Source organism: Methylobacterium sp. E-066 (genome assembly GCF_022829635.1).
In the GTDB taxonomy this organism is placed as follows: Bacteria; Pseudomonadota; Alphaproteobacteria; order Rhizobiales; family Beijerinckiaceae; genus Methylobacterium.
The window spans coordinates 38,036-54,974 of the sequence record NZ_JAKSYO010000092.1; the positions used below are offsets into that span (position 1 = coordinate 38,036).

Here is a 16,939-nt window from a genome sequence, read left to right on the forward strand (position 1 = left end):
AGCGAGATCTTTCCCGCCAGGTGCCACCGGATTCAGACGATGCCGGTTGAGGCGCAGGTCCCCTCTCCCGTGCGGGAGAGGGACAGGGTGAGGGATGCGACCTCTCCGGAAAGACCTGGTCCCTCACCCCAACCCTCTCCCGCACGGGAGAGGGGGCTTGTCGCGGCCTTTTCAAGCCGCGGTGCGAACATCAGAACCTGCCAGGGCAGGGAAGTACCGGTGGCGACTACTGGTAGCCCTTCGGGAACGGATCCGGCTTGATCAGTTCCGGGCTGGTGTAGACGATCTCGAACTGGCCGTCGGGCTTGGCCTTGCCGACCCGGGTCTTCGACCAGAGGTGATGGTTCTCGTCGATCCGGACGTAGCCTTCCGGCGCGCCCTTGAACTCCAGGCCCGGCGAGGCGGCGACCACCTTGTCGACATCGAACGAGCCGGCCTTCTCGCAGGCCATCTTCCACAGAAACGGGCCGAGATAAGCCGCCTGGGTGACGTCGCCGATCACTGTCTTCTCGCCCCACATCTTCTTGAAGGCGGCGACGAACGCCTTGTTGTTCTCGTTGTCGATCGACTGGAAGTACTTCATGCAGGCATAGGCGCCGGCAATGTTCTCGCCACCGATGCCGTCGATCTCGTCCTCGGTGACCGAGATCGTCATCAGGACCTGCTTCGACAGGTCGATACCCGCGGCCTTCAGCTGCTTGTAGAACGCCACGTTCGAGCCGCCGACCACGTCGGTGAAGATCACTTTCGGCTTGGTGAGCTTGATCTTGTTGATGACGGAGTTGAACTGGGTGTGGCCGAGCGGGAAGTATTCCTCGCCGACCACCTTGCCCTTGAGCACGTTCTCGACGTGCTTGCGGGCGATCTTGTTCGAGGTGCGCGGCCAGATGTAGTCTGAGCCGATGAAGTAGAAGCTGTCGCCGCCCTTCTCCTTGTGGACCCAGTCGAGCCCGGCGAGGATCTGCTGCGTCGCCTCCTGGCCGGTGTAGAACACGTTCTTGGACTGCTCCAGGCCCTCGTAGAAGGTCGGGTAGTACAGCAGGCCGTTATACTGCTCGAACACCGGCAGTACCGCCTTGCGGGAGGCCGAGGTCCAGCAGCCCATCACGGCGGCGCAATGGTCGTTGACCAGGAGCTTCTTGGCCTTCTCGGCGAAGGTCGGCCAGTCGGAGGCGCCGTCCTCCTGGATGATCTTGATCTTGCGGCCGAGCACGCCGCCGGCCTCGTTGATCTGCGCGATGGCGAGTTTTTCCGCCTCCTGGGCACCGGTCTCGGAGATCGACATCGTGCCGGTGACCGAGTGCAGGATGCCGACCGTCACCTCGGTGTCGGTCACGGCGAGCCCGGTGGTGTTCACCGCGGAGGTCGGCGCGGCGGCCCAGGCGCTGCTGGGCATCAGGGCGAGGGCCGGTGCGCCGGCCAGTCCCATGAGCAGCCTGCGCCGCAGCGGGGAGTGCAAGCCGTTCTTCGCGCCGGTCTCGGTGTCGTCAGCCATCGTGCCTGCCTTAATCCGCGTCCGGGCCTTGAGAAGCGGCTCGGATCGACCAGTCCAGGCTAGGTCTTCGGTTGCACTGCGGCCTATACGATGTTTTGCGTATGGCCGTTCTCTTGCATCGAGCGCACCATCGCGGCGCAGAAGTCTGAGGGATCGTTGGGAGCGAAGGCGGGGAGCGTGGGCGGCGCCCGGGCGCTGGATTTTTTCCGCGCGCGCGCGCGCGAACGCGGCTCCATGTGCCGGACCGGGCCCCGATGAGCGGTCCGCAGCGCATCATCCCGATCCGCCGGGACTATAACCGCTTCGTCGCCGACGAGACGCTCGAGGATTACGCCCTCCGCTTCACCGCCAAGAAGGCGCGGCGCTGGTCCGGCTTCCAAGTGGCCCAGACAGCTTTGGGCTCGGTCTCGTTCCTGGCGCTGGAGGCGATCGGCGGGACCCTGGCGCTGACGGCGGGCTTCCCCAACACGCTGGCCGCCGTGCTGGTGGTCGGCCTGATCATCTTCGCCACCGCGGCGCCGATCACAGTCTACGCGGCCCGCTACGGGATCGACATGGACCTGCTGACCCGGGGCGCCGGGTTCGGCTATCTCGGCTCCACCGTCACGTCGCTGATCTACGCGAGCTTCACCTTCCTGTTCTTCGCCATCGAGGCGGCGATCATGGCCCTGGCGCTGCAGCTCTGCTTCGGGCTGCCGCTGGGCGTCGGCTACCTCCTCTGCGCCGCCGCGGTGATCCCGCTGGTGGTCTACGGCATCCGGCTGATCAGCCGCTTCCAGATCTGGACGCAGCCGCTCTGGGTCGGCCTGAGCCTGCTGCCGCTCGTGTTCGTGGCGGCGCAAGGCCCGGAGCCCCTCCACGCACTCGCGGATTTTCCGGGGCTCGACGGTGGCGGGGCCGCCTTCGACATCGGCCGATTCGGGCTCGCCACCGGCGTGCTGCTGGCCCTGCTGGCCCAGGTCGGCGAGCAGGTCGATTTTTTGAGATTTGTCCCCGAGCCCGTCGGCCAACGCGACTGGCGCTGGTGGCTGGCGGTGCTGTCGGGGGGCGCCGGCTGGATCGTGCCCGGCATGCTCAAGATCCTGCTCGGCGCCGGGCTCGCGGTCCTGGCGCTCGGGCACGGCGTCCCGCCCGAGCACGCCGCCGAGCCGACCCGGATGTACGCGGTGGCGTTCGGCTACGTCACCGGAGAGGGCGGCCGGGCGGCGCTCCTGCTCACCGGGCTGTTCGTCCTGGTCTCGCAGCTCAAGATCAACCTGACCAACGCCTATGCCGGCTCGATCGCGTGGTCGAATTTTTTCTCCCGGCTGACCCACAGCCATCCCGGGCGCGTGGTCTGGCTGGTGTTCAACGTCGCTATCGCGGTGCTCCTGATGGAGCTCGGCATCGACAAGACCATCGAGAGCACGCTGCCGCTCTACGCCTCCGTGGTCTCGGCCTGGGTCGGGGCGCTGGCCGCCGACCTGGCGGTGAACAAGCCGCTCGGCCTCTCGCCCCCGGGTATCGAGTTCAAGCGCGCCCATCTCTACGCGATCAATCCGGTGGGGACCGGCGCCATGGTGCTGGCGCTGGCCGTCGGCGGCCTCGCCTATGCCGGCCTGCTCGGTCATGCGCTCCAGCCCTTCGCGCCGCTTCTGACCCTGGCGACCGCCTTCAGCGCGGCGCCGGTGATCGCCTGGGCCACCGACGGCCGCTGGTACCTCGCCCGAACGCCGAAGCGCGACTGGGGTGCGTCCGAGATCACCTGCCGGGTCTGCGAATTGCCGTTCGAGGGCGAGGACATGGCCCATTGCCCGGCCTACGACGCCCCGATCTGCTCCCTGTGCTGCTCCCTCGACGCCCGCTGCGGCGACCTGTGCAAGCCGCACGGCCGGCTGGAGGCCCAGGCGCAGCAGGCGCTCGGCCGGATCCTGCCCGGCCGCACCGCAGCCTGGATCGGCGCGCCGCTCGGCCGCTACCTCGCGGTCATGCTGACGCTCTGCGCGGTGATCGGCCTGATCCTGGGAATCGTCCATGCCGGCGCCACCATCGCGCATCCCGAGCATCGCGATGTCCTGCGCTCGGCGCTCACCAGCGTGTTCTTCATCCTGGTGGTGATCCTCGGCGTGGTGGCGTGGCTGTTCGTGCTCGCCCAGGAGAGCCGGCGCGTCGCCCAGTCCGAGACCATGCGCCAGACCGCGCTCTACGAGGCCGAAATCGCCGCCCACAAGCTCACCGACGCCAAGCTGCAGGAGGCCAAGGAGCGGGCCGAGGCCGCGAACCTCGCCAAGAGCCGCTACGTCGTCGGCATCAGCCACGAGTTGCGCACGCCGCTCTCCACCGTGCTCGGCTACGCCCAGCTCCTCGAATCCGATCCCGCGATCCCGGCCCCGCGCCTCAACGGCATCCGGGTGATCCGGCGCAGTGCCCAGCACCTGTCCGGGCTGATCGACGGCCTGCTCGATATCTCGCGCATGGAGGCCGGCCGCCTCGAGATCCACCGGGACGAGGTCCGGCTCACCGAGTTCCTCGACCAGCTGGTCGATATGGTCCGGCTCCAGGCCCGGGAGGCGGGCCTGGAATTCCGGTTCTCCCGGCCGGAGATCCTGCCTGCGGTGGTCGCCACCGACGAGAAGCGCCTGCGCCAGGTGCTGCTCAATCTCCTGTCCAACGCGATCAAGTTCACGCCCTCCGGCACCGTCTCGCTGGATCTGAGCTATCGCAGCCAGATCGCAATGTTCACGATCCGCGACACCGGCCCGGGCATTCCGGAGGCCGATCTGGCGCGGATCTTCCAACCGTTCGAGCGCGGCTCGACCCCGGCCGCCCGCAGCACCCCGGGGACGGGGCTCGGGCTCACCATCGCCGACCTGCTGTCGCAACTCCTGGGCGGCGAGATCATCGTGGCGGCTGCGCCCGGCGGCGGTACGCAGGCCCGGCTGCGCCTGATGCTGGCCTCCGTGGCCCAGCCCGCTCCGATCGTCCTGCCGGCCCCGGCTTCCGCGCCGGAACGGGCCTATGCCGGCGCCCGCCGCACGGTCCTGGTGGCCGACGACGACACCGCCCATCGCGCCCTGATGCGGGCGATCCTGGAACCGCACGGGATTTTTGTGATCGAGGCGGGCTCGGGGCCGGAATGCCTGGCGGCGGTGGCCCGGGGCGGGATCGACCTGATCCTGCTCGACATCGCCATGCCGGGCATGAGCGGCTGGGCCGCCGCCGCGACGCTCCGGGCGGAGGGGCATACCGGGCCGATCGCCATGATGTCGGCCAACGTCCACGAGATCAGCCCGGTGCGCGGCGACGATGCCCCCCACGACGCGATCTTCGCAAAGCCCTTCGACCTGCGCGACGTGCTGGAGCGGATCGGCAAACTGCTCCACCTCGAATGGACCGACGCGGCGACGCCGGCCCTGCGCGAGCCCGCCCCGGCGCTCGCCGAGATCGGCCATCCCGGATCCGCCCATGTCGGCGAGTTGCTGCGCCTCGGCCGGATCGGCCATATCCGGGCCATCGAGGCCAAGCTCGCTCAGATGGAGGGCGACGCGACGGTCCCGCCCGCCTTCGTGGCCCAGATGCGCGGCCTCGTGGAGGGCTACGACCTGCGCCGCTACCTCTCGGTCCTGCAAGGACTCGCCCGCCATGGCTGAGGCGCCGACGAACCAGCCGAGCCGCGACATCGTCCTGGTGGTGGACGATTCGCCCGACACGCTGAGCTTCCTCACCGAGGCGATCGAGCGCTCCGGCGCCACCGTGCTGGTCGCGGTGGGCGGCGACCTCGCCCTCGCGCTGGTCGACGAGATCACCCCTGACGTGATCCTGCTCGACGCGATGATGCCCGGCATGGACGGGTTCGAGACCTGCCGGCGGCTCAAGGCCAAGCCCCAGCTCGCCGGCGTGCCGGTGATCTTCATGACCGGCTTGAGCGAGACCGAGCATATCGTGAAGGGCCTGAGCGCCGGCGGGATCGACTACGTCACCAAGCCGATCGCCCCCGACGAGATCCTGGCCCGGATCCGCGTGCATTTGGCCAGCGCCCGGGCCGCGCAGAGCGCCCGGGCCGCCCTCGACACCGCCGGGCGCACCCTGTTCGCGGTCTCGGAGGCGGGCGCGGTGCTGTGGGCGACCCCGCAGGCCGGGCGGCTGCTCGCCGGGCTTGGCGCCGACCCGTCCGGCACCCTCGAACTGCCCGCCCGCGCCCGGGACTGGCTGCGCGGCTGCCTCGGAGGCGCATCTTCCAACGCCCTGACGCTCACCGGCCCCGACGGCACGGCTTACGCGCTCAGCTTCATCGGCCGCACCCCGGACGAGATCCTGCTGCGCCTGTCGCGCGAGGAGGCCTCCGGCGGCGTGGAGCGGCTGCGGGCCCGGCTTCCCGTCACCGGCCGCGAGGCCGAGGTGCTGCTCTGGCTGTCCCGGGGGAAATCGAGCCGCGACATCGGCGAGATCTTAGGACTCAGCCACCGCACCGTGACCAAGCACCTGGAGGGCATCTACGCCAAGCTCGGCGTCGAGAATCGCACCGCCGCCTCGATCATCGCCGCCCGCCACCTGCAGGATTGAACGGCTCTCTGGCTTGTCCACAGGCATCGCGGCACTGCGAAACCCGTTGGTAAGCGGCGTCCCACCACGGTCCCGGAACAGACGCACCAATTCGGGAACGGACGCGATGATGAGCAGCCACCAGCTCGCCGACGAACTGAGGCGGGTCGCCACCACGCAGGTCAGCGACATCACCCGGGCGGTGAAGGAAGGCCAGAAGTCGATCGCGCTCAACGAGGTCCGGGACATGGCCCGCCGGCTCAGCCTCTTGGCGGACGCCTTCGATCCGAAATCGGCGGTCGAGAAGGCCGAGCCCCAGGACGGCGCCCAGGCTGCCTGACGATTGCTGCCTGACGATCGCCGCCCGATCCGGAGAGCGCCCCCATGGTCCGCGCCTATTTCTACATCCGCCTCGACGGCGCCTACCTCGCCGCGCCGACGGCCCAGGACATCACCGACATGGATGCCGCCCGGACGGCGGCGCGGACCATCGTCCGCGGCCTGATGCGCCAGCACGGCGGCGACCCGCGGCTGCTCGACGCCGCCCTGGTGATCGCCGACGAGGCCGGCACCACGCTGCTGGAGATGTCGTTCCTCGAAACCCTGTACCTGCCGGTCGAGCCGGTGAACGACCCGAATCGCCGCCGGCCGATCCCGCGGGAATTCGGGGCCATGCGGACATCCCGGATGCTGCTCAGCGCCGCCATGGCGCCGATCCGGCGGTTCGCCGCCACGCGGGCGATGCGCTGACCTGGATAAAACCTGACGGACCCGCGTGGTGCCGGTTTCGCGCTGTCCCTTTCCCGGGCGCGTGGAGCGAGAGCGGAATGCGACCCGGGGAAGGGGCGCACGTTTCGTTCATGCGCGACAGCCAAAGCCCGTGGTGATTCAACCGAACAGGTCGGTGACTGAAAATCCCCGGTCCGCCAGCCGCTCGGCCAGCACGCGGCGGTGGCAGCGGGCCGGGTCCCGCTCGAAGCACAGCAGGCAGGTCGGGGCGGCCTCCGCCATGGCGGCGAGTTCGTCCAGGGCGACGCCGCCCGCGGCGGTGTCGAGCACCTCCTCGCAGTAGATCCGGCGCATCAGCGCCGCGTCGTCGGCCCGGGCGGCCTCGCGGCCGGATTTCGGCGTGCCGAGGCTGCGCAGATGCGCGTAGCCGAGCCCCGCCTCAACCAGTCCGGTTCCGAGTGCCCCCTTCGAGAAGCCGCGCTTGCGCGAATTCGCCACCGCCCGCACGTCGGCGAGCACGGCGACGCCCGCCGACTTCAAGGCGTCGGTCAGCCGCTCCGGGTCGAGCCCTTCGTAGCCTATGGTGAATAAAAGCTTGCTCACGGGACCGTGTCGGGACTCGCGTTGCGGGACCGGCACTTAGCCGGATCCGGGCCTGTGCACCAACCGGGGATTGACGCGGTATGTCGCGGCGGCGCAACGCATCCCGGAATTCCGCCGCAATGATCGCAAAGCTCCGTTAACTGCGCCAGGGCCATCGATTACGCCTGACTTTGGCGCTTCTTCGGTGGCGGGCTGAACACTGATGGTGCGGGATTACAAGCTTTCGCAGGTGCCGTCCGCCGAATCGGGGCGGGGTGCCGGCCGTCTGAAAGGCGTTCGGCGATTCGCCACGCGGGTCCTGGCCGTCGCGGTGATGGCCGGCCTCGCGGCCTGCGCGTCGAACAATGATTTCTACCCGACCAAGGGTGACGCCAAGCCCCATCCGGGCGTGGCCAAGGCCAAGCAGCACCCGATCCAGGGCATCGACATCTCGAAGTGGCAGGGCAACGTCGATTGGGCCTCGGTCCGGGCGGCCGGCACCCAGTTCGCCTTCATCAAGGCGACCGAGGGCGGCGACCACGTCGACGAGCGCTTCCGGACCAATTGGGACAACGCGGCCCGGGCCGGCGTGCCGCGGGGCGCCTACCACTTCGTGTTCTGGTGCCGCTCGGCCCGGGACCAGATGGAGTGGTTCAAGCGCAACGTCCCGAACGACCCCACGGCCCTGCCGCCGGTGCTCGACGTCGAGTGGAACGGCCACTCGCAGACCTGCCCGAAGAAGCTGCCGAAGGCGCAGGCCCTGGCGATGGTCACCGAGATGCTCGAGGAGATGGAGCGCTACACCGGCAAGCGCCCGATCATCTACACCGACATCACCTTCCACAAGGACGTGCTCGAAGGCGAATTGCCCGACTACCCGCACTGGCTGCGCTCCACCGCGGCTGAGCCGGAGCAGCGCTTCGTCAACCGGAAGTGGATGCTGTGGCAGTTCACCTCGACCGGACGCGTCCCCGGGGTGCAGGGCGACGTCGACCGCAACGCCTTCTACGGCACGCCGTCCGACTGGGCCTCGTTCCTGTCGACCGATTGTGATCCGCGCGAGCACCGGCGGCTCTCGGAACAGGGTTTGTGCACCGACAAATAATTGATCGTGCCCGATAGACTTAAGTTGGTTTGCCAACACAGGCTGGGATATAAGCGTGTCGGGTTCTCCCGCACGCCGGCGGGCCGCTCGACGAGGATCCTTCCGGGAGCCTCTTCTCCCATGATCCCCAGCCTGCAATGCCCGCTGACCGCGCCGCCTCCCTCATGGGCAACCTGCTCCTCGATGCGCTTCGGGAGCCCGACCGCGCGCTGATCGCGCCCCATCTCGAACCGGTCTCCTTCGACAAGGGGGCGAGCGTGTTCCAGGCGGGCTCGGACGTGACGCACATCACCTTCCCGTGCGACCAGACCGTCGTGGCTCTGATCATCGCCACCCGGGACGGGCGCTGCGCCGAGACCGCCACGATCGGGCGCGAAGGCGCGGTCGGCGGCATCGTCAGCGCGGGCCGGGTGCCGGCCTCCACCGAGGCGATCGTGCAGATCGGCGGCCCGATGCTGCGCCTCGACGCGGAGCGTCTCCAGGATGCCAAGCGCCGGTCCACCGAAATCCGCAACCTGTTCGCGCGCTACTCCGACTGCCTCCTGGCCCAGGTGCTCCAGGCGGCGGCCTGCAACGCCCTGCACCCGATCGAGCAGCGCTGCCTGCGCTGGCTCCTGACGCTCCAGGACCGGATCGGCGGCGACACGCTGCCGATCACCCACGAATTGCTGGCCTCCATGCTCGGCGTCCAGCGCACCTACCTGACGCGCATCCTGCGGACGCTTCAGGATCAGGGCCTGATCCGCGTCGGCCGCGGGCGCATCACGGTGCTCGACCGCCGGGCGATGTCGGGGGCCGCCTGCGAGTGCCACGGCCGGGTGCAGCGGCATTTCAAGACCGTGCTCGGCGCCGTCTATACCGCGGACGGCTTCGACCGGATCGAGCCGCCGGCCCCCGTCGACGGCGATCTGGAGCCGGCCATGGCGTTGCCCGGCAGAGCGCGCGGCTGAGGCGGTCTGACGGTCGTCAGTCGAGCACCGGCGCGCAGACCGGGGCCGCGACGCCCGGAACCCGTGCCACCACCACGTCGATCCCGTAGAGCCGGCGCAGCAGCGCGGGCGTGATCGTCTCGGCCGGCGGCCCATAGGCGGCGAGGCGGCCGTCCTGCAGGGCCACGACCCGGTCGGCGCAGAGCAGGGCATGGTCGGGATCGTGGGTCGACAGCATCACGGCGATGCCGGACCGGGCGAGGCGGCGGACCTGCGTCAGCACCCGAGCCTGGTTGCCGAAATCGAGGCTCGCGGTCGGCTCGTCCATCATCAGCAGCCGCGGCTCGCCGCTGAGCGCCCGGGCGATCAGCACGAGCTGCCGCTCACCGCCGCTGATCTCCGTGTAGATCTTGTCGGACAGGTGCCCGATGCCGAGGGTCTCAAGCGCCTGCCGGGCCGCTGCCTCGTCCGAAGGTCCGGGGGCGGAGAATGGCCCGAGTCGGCTCGCCCGACCCATCACCACCACCTCGCGCACCGTGAACGGGAAGAACGCCGCATGGGCCTGCGGCACGTAGGCGATCGCCCGGGCAATCGCGGTGCGCGACAAGCTGGACAGGTCGGCGCCGTCGAGGAGGACGCGCCCGGCGCGCGCCGGCAGCAGACCGAGCAGGTTCTTGAACAGGGTGGTCTTGCCGCCGCCATTCGGGCCGAGCAGGCACAGCACCTCGCCGGCCTCCAGGCCGAACGAGATGCCCGCGCCGACAGTGCGGGCACCGTAGCCGAAGGCCAGATCCTCGACCTGCAGCAGCATCAGCCGAGCCCCCGGCGGCCGGCCGCCAGAAGCCACAGGAAGAACGGCGCGCCGACCAGGGCCGTGAGGATGCCGAGCGGCACCTCGATCGTCCCGGCGCTGCGGGCGATCAGGTCGACGGTAAGCAGGTAGCCGGCCCCCAGCACCAGCGAGGCCGGCAGCAGCCGGCGGTAATCCGGCCCGACCAGCAGGCGGGCGATGTGCGGGACGATCAGGCCGATCCAGCCGATCACCCCGGTCATCGAGACCGCGGCGGCCGTGACCAGCGTCGCCCCGGCGACCAGCACTGGCCGCAGCACCCGGGTCTCGACCCCGAGCGCCCGCGCCTCCTCGTCGCCGAGGCTCATCAGGTTCATGCGCCAGCGCAACAGCACGAGGGGCGCCAGGCCCAGCAGCATCATCGGCAGGATCGCCGCGACGTCGCCGAGCGTCACCGAGGACAGGCTGCCGAGCAGCCAGAAGGTGATCGCCGGCAATTGATTGTAGGGATCGGCCAGGACCTTCAGCAGGGAGATCCCGGCGCCGAGGACCGCGCCCACCGCGACGCCCGCGAGCACCAGGGTCAGGACCGGATCGTGCCGCCGGACCGCCAGCCCGACGCCGTAGACCAGGGCGACCGCCCCGAGGCCGCCCACGAAGGCGAGCCCCTGGATCGCCGCCACCGGCAGGCCGAGATAGATCCCGAGCACCGCCCCGAGCCCGGCCCCGGCCGAGACGCCGAGGATGTCGGGCGAGACCAGGGGATTGCGGAACAGGCCCTGATAGGTCGCCCCCGCCGCCGACAGGGCCGCTCCGACCACCAGGGCCGCCACCACCCGGGGCAGGCGGACCTGCATCACCACGGTCTCGACCGCGGCCGGCGCCCGCGACGGCAGGCCGAGCAGCCGATGCCCGAGCACGCCGACGAGATCCGCCAGGGAGACCGGGTACTTGCCGATCGCCAAGGCGGCCAGGATCAGCGCCAGCAGGCCGCATCCGGCCAGGATCGCCGCCGGGATTCCGATCTGTTTCCGAGTCGGAGCCTCGCCTGCGACGGCCGTGGGGCCACGGCTCACCGGGCCGGGCTCGACGACAGGATCGCGGCGGCCTGCGCCGCGTCGAGCTCGACATGGTAGAAGCGGCGGTAGAAGGCGCGCACCACGTCGGCCATCGGCTCCGGGAACAGCTCCGGATGCAGCAGGCCAGCGAGCCAGCGCAGGCCGATCAGCCGGTTGACCCCCGGCGGCGCATCGAACCACGGGAACGGCTGCAACGGCGCCAGGTAGATCCGGCCCGTCTGTACCGCCGTCACGTCCTTCCAGATCGGGTCGGTGCGCGCCGCCGCCGCGAAGGTCGGATCGAGGGTGACGATCACCTCGGGGTTCCAGGCCAGCACCTGCTCGGGGGAGACGGTCCCGAGCCGGCCGCCGCCATCCTGGGCGACGTTGCGGGCGCCGGCCGCCTCCAGCAGTTCGGTGTTGATCGACCCGGCGAAGCCCGTCTCCAGCCCGCGCGGCCCGCGCGCGTAATAGACCCGGGGACGCTGCGACTCCGGCAGGGGCGTCACCGCCTTTGAGACGGCGTCGGTCAGTTGCTGGGCGTAGGCCGCCAGGGCATCCGCGTCTTCCTGCCGGCCGAGGGCCGCCCCGAGCTGCCGATAGGTCTCGGGCATTTTGGAAAACGCGCCGTCGAGCAGGATGTAGGGGATCCCAGTCTGCGCCTGCACCCGGTCGGCGAGCGACGCGTAGGTCGGTCCGAGGCTGCCCGAATCGACGATCAGGTCGGGCTTGGCGGCCAGCACCGCCTCGACATTGGCGGTGCCGCCGCGCCCGGTCAGCCGCCCGAAGGCCGGGAGCGTCCGGGTGCGGGGTTCGAGATAGGGCAGGGCGGCCGGTGCGGGCGCGCTCACCCAGCCGGCCATCCGATCGGGGGCGAGGCTGTAGAGCAGCACCGAGGCCGGCGGCCCGGCGGCCAGGACCCGGTTGATCCTTTCCGGAAGCTCGACGGTGCGGCCGGCCGCGTCGGTGAACGGGCGCGCCGCCGCCCCGCCCGCCAGGGCGAGGAACACCAGCAGCGCTCCGGCGAGGCCGCGTCCGACGAAAAAAACCATCAGGCGGACCGTCGCTCCAGGATCTCGATCAGCGCCCCGTCCGGCCCTTCCACGAAGGCGATCCGCAGGCCGGGGCCGCGCTCGGTGATGCCGGCCCGCACGGTGACGCCGCGGGCCGCGAGATCGGCCATGGCGGCGTCGATGTCGGCGACGCGCAGGCCGATATGCTCGATGCCGAGGCAGGGCGTCTGGGTGGCCGGCGCGGTCTCGGCCGGGGCCTGCTCGATGAACACGGTCAGGCCGCCGAGGTCGAGCACCATGCGCTGCACCGGATCGGCGCCGACGCGCTTCACCTCCGTCGCCCCGAAGGTCTCGACGTAGAAGGCGGCGGCCTTCACGGCGTCGCGGCTGCGCAGGTGAACGTGGTCGCAGGCGTACTGCATCGCTTATCTCTCCTGCGGACCGGCCCCGATGGGTCGGTGCGGGCGTCGTGCGTCAAGGTTATGCCGTCGCGCGCGCGGGGGCGAGATCCGCCGCTTGACGCAGGGCCCGAACCCGCAGACTTTCGCCGCCGCGATCGTTGCAGGGATGCAACATCCTTCCCACATCCGGGTGGAAATTCCACACCGCATAGCCCAAGAGACCGATGCGCAATCCCTACGACGTGCTGGGCGTCCCCAAGGGAGCGAGCGAAGCCGACATCAAGAAGGCTTACCGCAAGCTCGCCAAGGACTTCCACCCCGACCGCAACAAGGACGACGTCAAGGCCAAGGACCGGTTCGCCGAGGCGAACTCGGCCTACGAGATCCTGGGCGATTCCGAGAAGCGCAAGCAGTTCGACCGCGGCGAGATCGATGCCGACGGACGGCCGCGCGCCTCCGGATTCGAGGGATTCTCGGGCGGCTTCGGCGGCGGCGGCCGGTCCAGCGGCTTCGATTTCGAGAACATGGCCCGCAGCCGGCAGGGCGGCATGGGCGGTGGGATGGGCGGCGGCGGGATGGGCGAGGACATCTTCTCGCACATCTTCGGCGAGGCGTTCCGCGCGGGCGGCGCCGGGCCTGGCGGCGCCCGCCAGGCGGCCAAGGGCGAGGATGTCGCGGCCGAACTGTCCGTGAGCCTGGAGCAGGTCGCCAGCGAGGAGAAGCTGCGGCTGGCGCTGCCCACCGGCCGCGAGGTCGACGTGGTGATCCCCCGGGGCGTCGAGGACGGCCAGACCATCCGGCTCCGCGGCCTCGGCCAGAGCGCCGGCCCCCGCGGCGAACCCGGCGACGCGCTGCTCACCATCCGCATCCGCCCGCATCCCCGCTTCACCGTCGATGGCGCCGACCTGCGCACCAACGTCGAGGTGCCGCTGGAGGACGCTGTGCTCGGCGGTATGATCCGGGTGCCGACCCTGACCGGCGCCGTCGAGATGAAGATGCCGCCGATGACCAGCTCCGGCCGCACCTTCCGGTTGCGCGGCAAGGGCCTGCCCAAGAAGGACGGCACCCGCGGCGACCTGTTCGCCACCACGGCGATCACCCTGCCGGAGAACGAGGATCCGATCCTCACCGACTTCGCCCGTGGCCGGCGCGCCAAAGCCGCCTGACACACGCGACGCCCCCGACCGTCATGCGGTCGAGGGCGGACTTCCGTCGCCGGGCCGGCTCCGTTAAGGAGACCCCCGGTGCCGCAAGGGGCCGAGAGGTTTCCAGGATCGATCATGGCGGAACACGGGCAGGGCATTCTGGCGGGCAAGCGGGGCCTCGTGCTCGGCGTCGCCAACAACCGCTCGATCGCCTGGGGCATCGCCCGCAGCGCCCGCGCGCACGGGGCCGAACTCGCCTTCACCTATCAGGGCGACGCCCTGCGCAAGCGGGTCGAGCCCCTGGCCAAGGAACTCGACGCCCACGTCATCGGGCATTGCGACGTGACCGATGCGGCCACGATCGACTCCGTGTTCGCGGAGGCCTCGCGCGTTTTCCCCGAGGGCATCGACTTCGTCGTCCACTGCATCGCCTTCTCGGACAAGGACGAGCTGACCGGCCGCTACCTCGAGACCTCCGAGGAGAACTTCACCAAGTCGCTCCTGGTCTCGTGCTACTCGTTCACCGCGGTGGCCCAGCGCGCCGAGAAGATCATGCGCCCCGGCGGCTCCCTGCTGACGCTGACCTATTACGGCGCCGAGAAGTGGATGCCGCACTACAACGTCATGGGCGTGGCCAAGGCGGCGCTCGAAGCCTCGGTGCGCTACCTGGCGGCCGATCTCGGCCCGAAGAACATCCGGGTCAACGCGATCTCGGCCGGCCCGATCAAGACCCTGGCGGCCTCGGGCATCGGCGACTTCCGCTACATCCTGAAGTGGAACGAGTACAACGCGCCCCTGCGCCGGACCGTGACCATCGGCGAGGTCGGCGAGACCGCCGCCTACCTGATCTCCGACATGTCGGCCGGCATGACCGGCGAGATCCTGCACGTCGATGCGGGCTATCATGTCGTCGGCATGAAGAACCCAGAGGCGCCGGATCTGACCCTCGACAAGGATTAGTCGTCTTCGTCGTCCGCGTCGGCGAATTCACCCGACAGCGTGAGCCCGTCGATCCAGGTCTCGCCGTCGCGCTTGATCACGACGCGCGGGCGCACGCCGCCATGGGTCGCGATCCCGTCCGCCAGCCGCTCGGAATGCGTGACCAGCCAGATCTGGGTGCGCTCGGCGGCCCGGGCGATCATCCGGGCGAGCGGCTCCATCAGATCCGGATGCAGGCTCGATTCCGGCTCGTTCAGGGCGATGAAGGGCGGCAGGCGGTAGGCCAGCAGCGCTCCGGTGAGAGCGAGGTAGCGCAGGGTCCCGTCCGATAGCTCCGAGGCCGCGAAGGTGCGGCCCGGGAAGTCCGGGACGGTGATGCCGAAGCTCGCCTCGCGCCCCGGCTCCGGCACCACGAGCCGGGCGCCCGGGAAGGCGCCGTCCAGCGCTTCGTCGAGATCGCCCGTGTCCTGCCGGATGTGAGCCAGGGTGGCGAACACGGCGGCGAGGTCGGACCCGTCCGAGGCGAGGGTCGGCGTCGTCACCGCCAGGCACGCGCGGCGGAGCGGCGACTCGGCATCGGTGCGAAAATCGTGGTGGAAGCGCCAGGCCGTCATGGCGAGCCGAACCAGGGCGATCTCCGGGTGGCGCGTGGCGTCCAGGAAGGTGCCGAGCGCGGTCTCTGTGGGCAGCAGATCCAGGCCCAGCGGCCGTTTGCGCCCCTCCTCGTCGCGGGCGAAGCCGGTACTTCCATCGCGGTCGAGGATGACCGCCGTGCGGGCGCCCGTCCGGATGGTCAATCGCTCGGCCTTCACCTGCGGTTCCTTGCGGAAGGCGGCGCCGTAGGTGGTGCCGCCGGCCTGCTGCACGAGCCCGACCTCGACCGCGTAGGTGAACACCTGTCCGGTCCCGTCATCGTGCAGGGTGGCGGACAGGCGGATCCGGGCCGCTTCGCCGTGCCGCCGACGTCCGGCCCAGAGCGCCGAGTCCATGCCGCCTTCCGCGGCAAGCGCGCGGGTGAGCGTCCCCCGGGCCGCGTCCTGCAGCAATTCGAGGCCGCGATAGAGGTTGGTCTTGCCGGTGCCGTTGCCGCCGACGAACACCGAGAGATCGTCTACCAGGACGCCGATCCGCCGCAGCGAGCGGTAGCCCGAGACCGCGATTTCCCGAACCACCAGCATGCGGCACCTCGTCGGATCAGTCCGGGATCTTCAACTCGGCGATGCCCTTCTTCGCCTTCGGGAATCGCGGGTCCATCGCTTCGAGCGTATCGGCGATCGTGCGAGCAATCACGTAGTTGCGGAACCACTTGTGGTTGGCCGGCACCACCAGCCACGGCGCCTGCGGCGTCGAGCATTGCGAGAGCGCGTCGGCGAAGGCCAGCTGGTAGGCGTCCCAGGATTTCCGCTCGACGAGGTCGGCGGGGTCGAACTTCCAGTTCTTCTCGGGGTCGGCGATCCGGGCCTCCAAGCGCTTCTTCTGCTCGCCCTTGGAGATGTGCAGGAAGAACTTGATCACCACCGTGCCGGATTCGGTGAGAAGCCGCTCGAAATCGTTGATCAGCCGGTAACGTCCCTGCCAGACCTTGTCCGGCACCAGGCCTTTCACCCGCACCACGAGCACATCCTCGTAATGGCTGCGGTTGAACACCCCGATCATGCCGCGCCCCGGCACCCGCGCGTGGTAGCGCCACAGGAAGTCGTGATCGAGCTCGTCGCTCGACGGCACCTTGAACGACGCCACCGCGCAGCCCTGCGGATTCACGCCCTTGAGCACCGAGCGGATCGTCCCGTCCTTGCCGCCGGTGTCGATCGCCTGGAACACCAGCAGCAGGCTGCGCGCCCGCTCGGCATAGAGCCGTTCCTGCAGCGCGCTGATGCGGTCGCGCTCCTGGGCGAGGGCGTCCTTCGCCCAGGCCTTGTCGAGGCCGCCATCGGCGTCGCAATCCACGGCCGCGAGGTCGATGCGCGTCCCGGGCTCCACCGTCACGATGCCCGGGGTGGCCAGGATCCGGACCGGCCGGTGAGCGCCCAAGGCCGCCGGGGCCGTCCCGGCGATCGCGTCGGCCGCCCCGGCCCAGCGGGCGGTCGAGGGCGCGCCGGCCCGGGCGGCTTCGTGCCGATCGGGGCTGTCTGTCACGCCGTCGTCTCGCGACTGGCCGGGAAGATGCTTACCGTGTTTCTTGGACATGGGCAGGACCTGTTGAGGGGCATTGCCGACGAACGCCCAGAACGG

General features: G+C 70.1%; 16 protein-coding genes. 8 read left to right on the plus strand and 8 right to left on the minus strand.

Translation table 11 applies throughout. From position 1 onward, the window contains the following. Positions 1-226 precede the first annotated feature (226 nt). The gene (urtA, locus tag MKL20_RS11720) at positions 227-1,495 is read right to left on the minus strand and encodes an urea ABC transporter substrate-binding protein (protein WP_244036808.1); all 1,269 of its coding nucleotides are present in this window, start codon (positions 1,493-1,495) and stop codon (positions 227-229) included. 254 nt (positions 1,496-1,749) lie between these two features. Here urtA and MKL20_RS11725 point away from each other — a divergent pair, with 254 nt between their 5' ends. The 4 genes from MKL20_RS11725 (at position 1,750) to MKL20_RS11740 (ending at position 6,766) form a co-directional block, all read left to right on the plus strand. Then, entirely contained in the window at positions 1,750-5,124 is a 3,375-nt protein-coding gene (locus tag MKL20_RS11725) for an ATP-binding protein (protein WP_244036809.1), read from the plus strand. Then, on the plus strand, positions 5,117-6,037 hold the full coding sequence (locus MKL20_RS11730; RefSeq protein WP_244036810.1) for a response regulator transcription factor: 921 nt from the start codon (positions 5,117-5,119) through the stop codon (positions 6,035-6,037). The genes MKL20_RS11725 and MKL20_RS11730 overlap by 8 nt, the downstream gene beginning before the upstream one ends. A 106-nt stretch (positions 6,038-6,143) precedes the next feature. After that, positions 6,144-6,356 (plus strand): hypothetical protein, encoded by a 213-nt coding sequence (locus tag MKL20_RS11735; protein WP_092041911.1) that lies wholly within the window; start codon positions 6,144-6,146, stop codon positions 6,354-6,356. 44 nt (positions 6,357-6,400) lie between these two features. Next, positions 6,401-6,766, plus strand: coding sequence for a DUF6894 family protein (locus MKL20_RS11740; RefSeq protein WP_244036811.1), 366 nt, complete (start codon positions 6,401-6,403; stop codon positions 6,764-6,766). A 138-nt stretch (positions 6,767-6,904) separates the two neighbouring features. On the opposite strand, the gene MKL20_RS11745 is transcribed toward MKL20_RS11740, so the two are convergent. Continuing rightward, positions 6,905-7,348: a DUF488 family protein gene (locus tag MKL20_RS11745; protein ID WP_243973041.1), complete on the minus strand. Its 444-nt coding sequence runs from the start codon at positions 7,346-7,348 to the stop codon at positions 6,905-6,907. Positions 7,349-7,661: 313 nt separating this feature from the next. On the opposite strand from MKL20_RS11745, the gene MKL20_RS11750 reads away from it, so the two are divergent. Continuing rightward, entirely contained in the window at positions 7,662-8,432 is a 771-nt protein-coding gene (locus tag MKL20_RS11750) for a glycoside hydrolase family 25 protein (protein WP_244017504.1), read from the plus strand. Positions 8,433-8,569: 137 nt separating this feature from the next. Continuing rightward, positions 8,570-9,382, plus strand: coding sequence for a Crp/Fnr family transcriptional regulator (locus MKL20_RS11755; RefSeq protein ID WP_244036813.1), 813 nt, complete (start codon positions 8,570-8,572; stop codon positions 9,380-9,382). 16 nt (positions 9,383-9,398) lie between these two features. Here MKL20_RS11755 and MKL20_RS11760 read toward each other — a convergent pair whose 3' ends face one another. The 4 genes from MKL20_RS11760 to MKL20_RS11775 are packed head-to-tail and all read right to left on the minus strand — an operon-like array spanning position 9,399 to position 12,644. Beyond that, positions 9,399-10,172 carry an ABC transporter ATP-binding protein gene (locus MKL20_RS11760; RefSeq protein WP_244036814.1) on the minus strand — a complete coding sequence of 258 codons (774 nt, stop codon included), beginning with the start codon at positions 10,170-10,172 and terminating at the stop codon, positions 9,399-9,401. Then, entirely contained in the window at positions 10,172-11,176 is a 1,005-nt protein-coding gene (locus tag MKL20_RS11765; protein WP_244036872.1) for a FecCD family ABC transporter permease, read from the minus strand. Before MKL20_RS11765 ends, MKL20_RS11760 begins: the two co-directional genes overlap by 1 nt. Positions 11,177-11,223: 47 nt before the next feature. Further along, positions 11,224-12,261, minus strand: a complete 1,038-nt coding sequence (locus MKL20_RS11770; protein WP_244036815.1) for an iron ABC transporter substrate-binding protein — start codon at positions 12,259-12,261, stop codon at positions 11,224-11,226. Continuing rightward, positions 12,261-12,644 (minus strand): VOC family protein, encoded by a 384-nt coding sequence (locus tag MKL20_RS11775; protein ID WP_244036816.1) that lies wholly within the window; start codon positions 12,642-12,644, stop codon positions 12,261-12,263. The genes MKL20_RS11770 and MKL20_RS11775 overlap by 1 nt, the downstream gene beginning before the upstream one ends. Positions 12,645-12,847: 203 nt before the next feature. Here MKL20_RS11775 and MKL20_RS11780 point away from each other — a divergent pair, with 203 nt between their 5' ends. Together MKL20_RS11780 and fabI are read left to right on the plus strand one after the other, a co-directional pair. Then, positions 12,848-13,789 (plus strand): DnaJ C-terminal domain-containing protein, encoded by a 942-nt coding sequence (locus MKL20_RS11780; protein ID WP_243973032.1) that lies wholly within the window; start codon positions 12,848-12,850, stop codon positions 13,787-13,789. A 114-nt stretch (positions 13,790-13,903) separates the two neighbouring features. After that, positions 13,904-14,728: an enoyl-ACP reductase FabI gene (gene fabI, locus MKL20_RS11785; RefSeq protein ID WP_244036817.1), complete on the plus strand. Its 825-nt coding sequence runs from the start codon at positions 13,904-13,906 to the stop codon at positions 14,726-14,728. On the opposite strand, the gene MKL20_RS11790 is transcribed toward fabI, so the two are convergent. Next, positions 14,725-15,885, minus strand: a complete 1,161-nt coding sequence (locus MKL20_RS11790) for an AAA family ATPase (RefSeq protein WP_244036818.1) — start codon at positions 15,883-15,885, stop codon at positions 14,725-14,727. The two genes, fabI and MKL20_RS11790, sit on opposite strands and share 4 nt — an antisense overlap. 16 nt (positions 15,886-15,901) lie before the next feature. Then, positions 15,902-16,894, minus strand: coding sequence for a polyphosphate kinase 2 family protein (locus MKL20_RS11795; protein WP_244036819.1), 993 nt, complete (start codon positions 16,892-16,894; stop codon positions 15,902-15,904). Positions 16,895-16,939 lie beyond the last annotated feature (45 nt).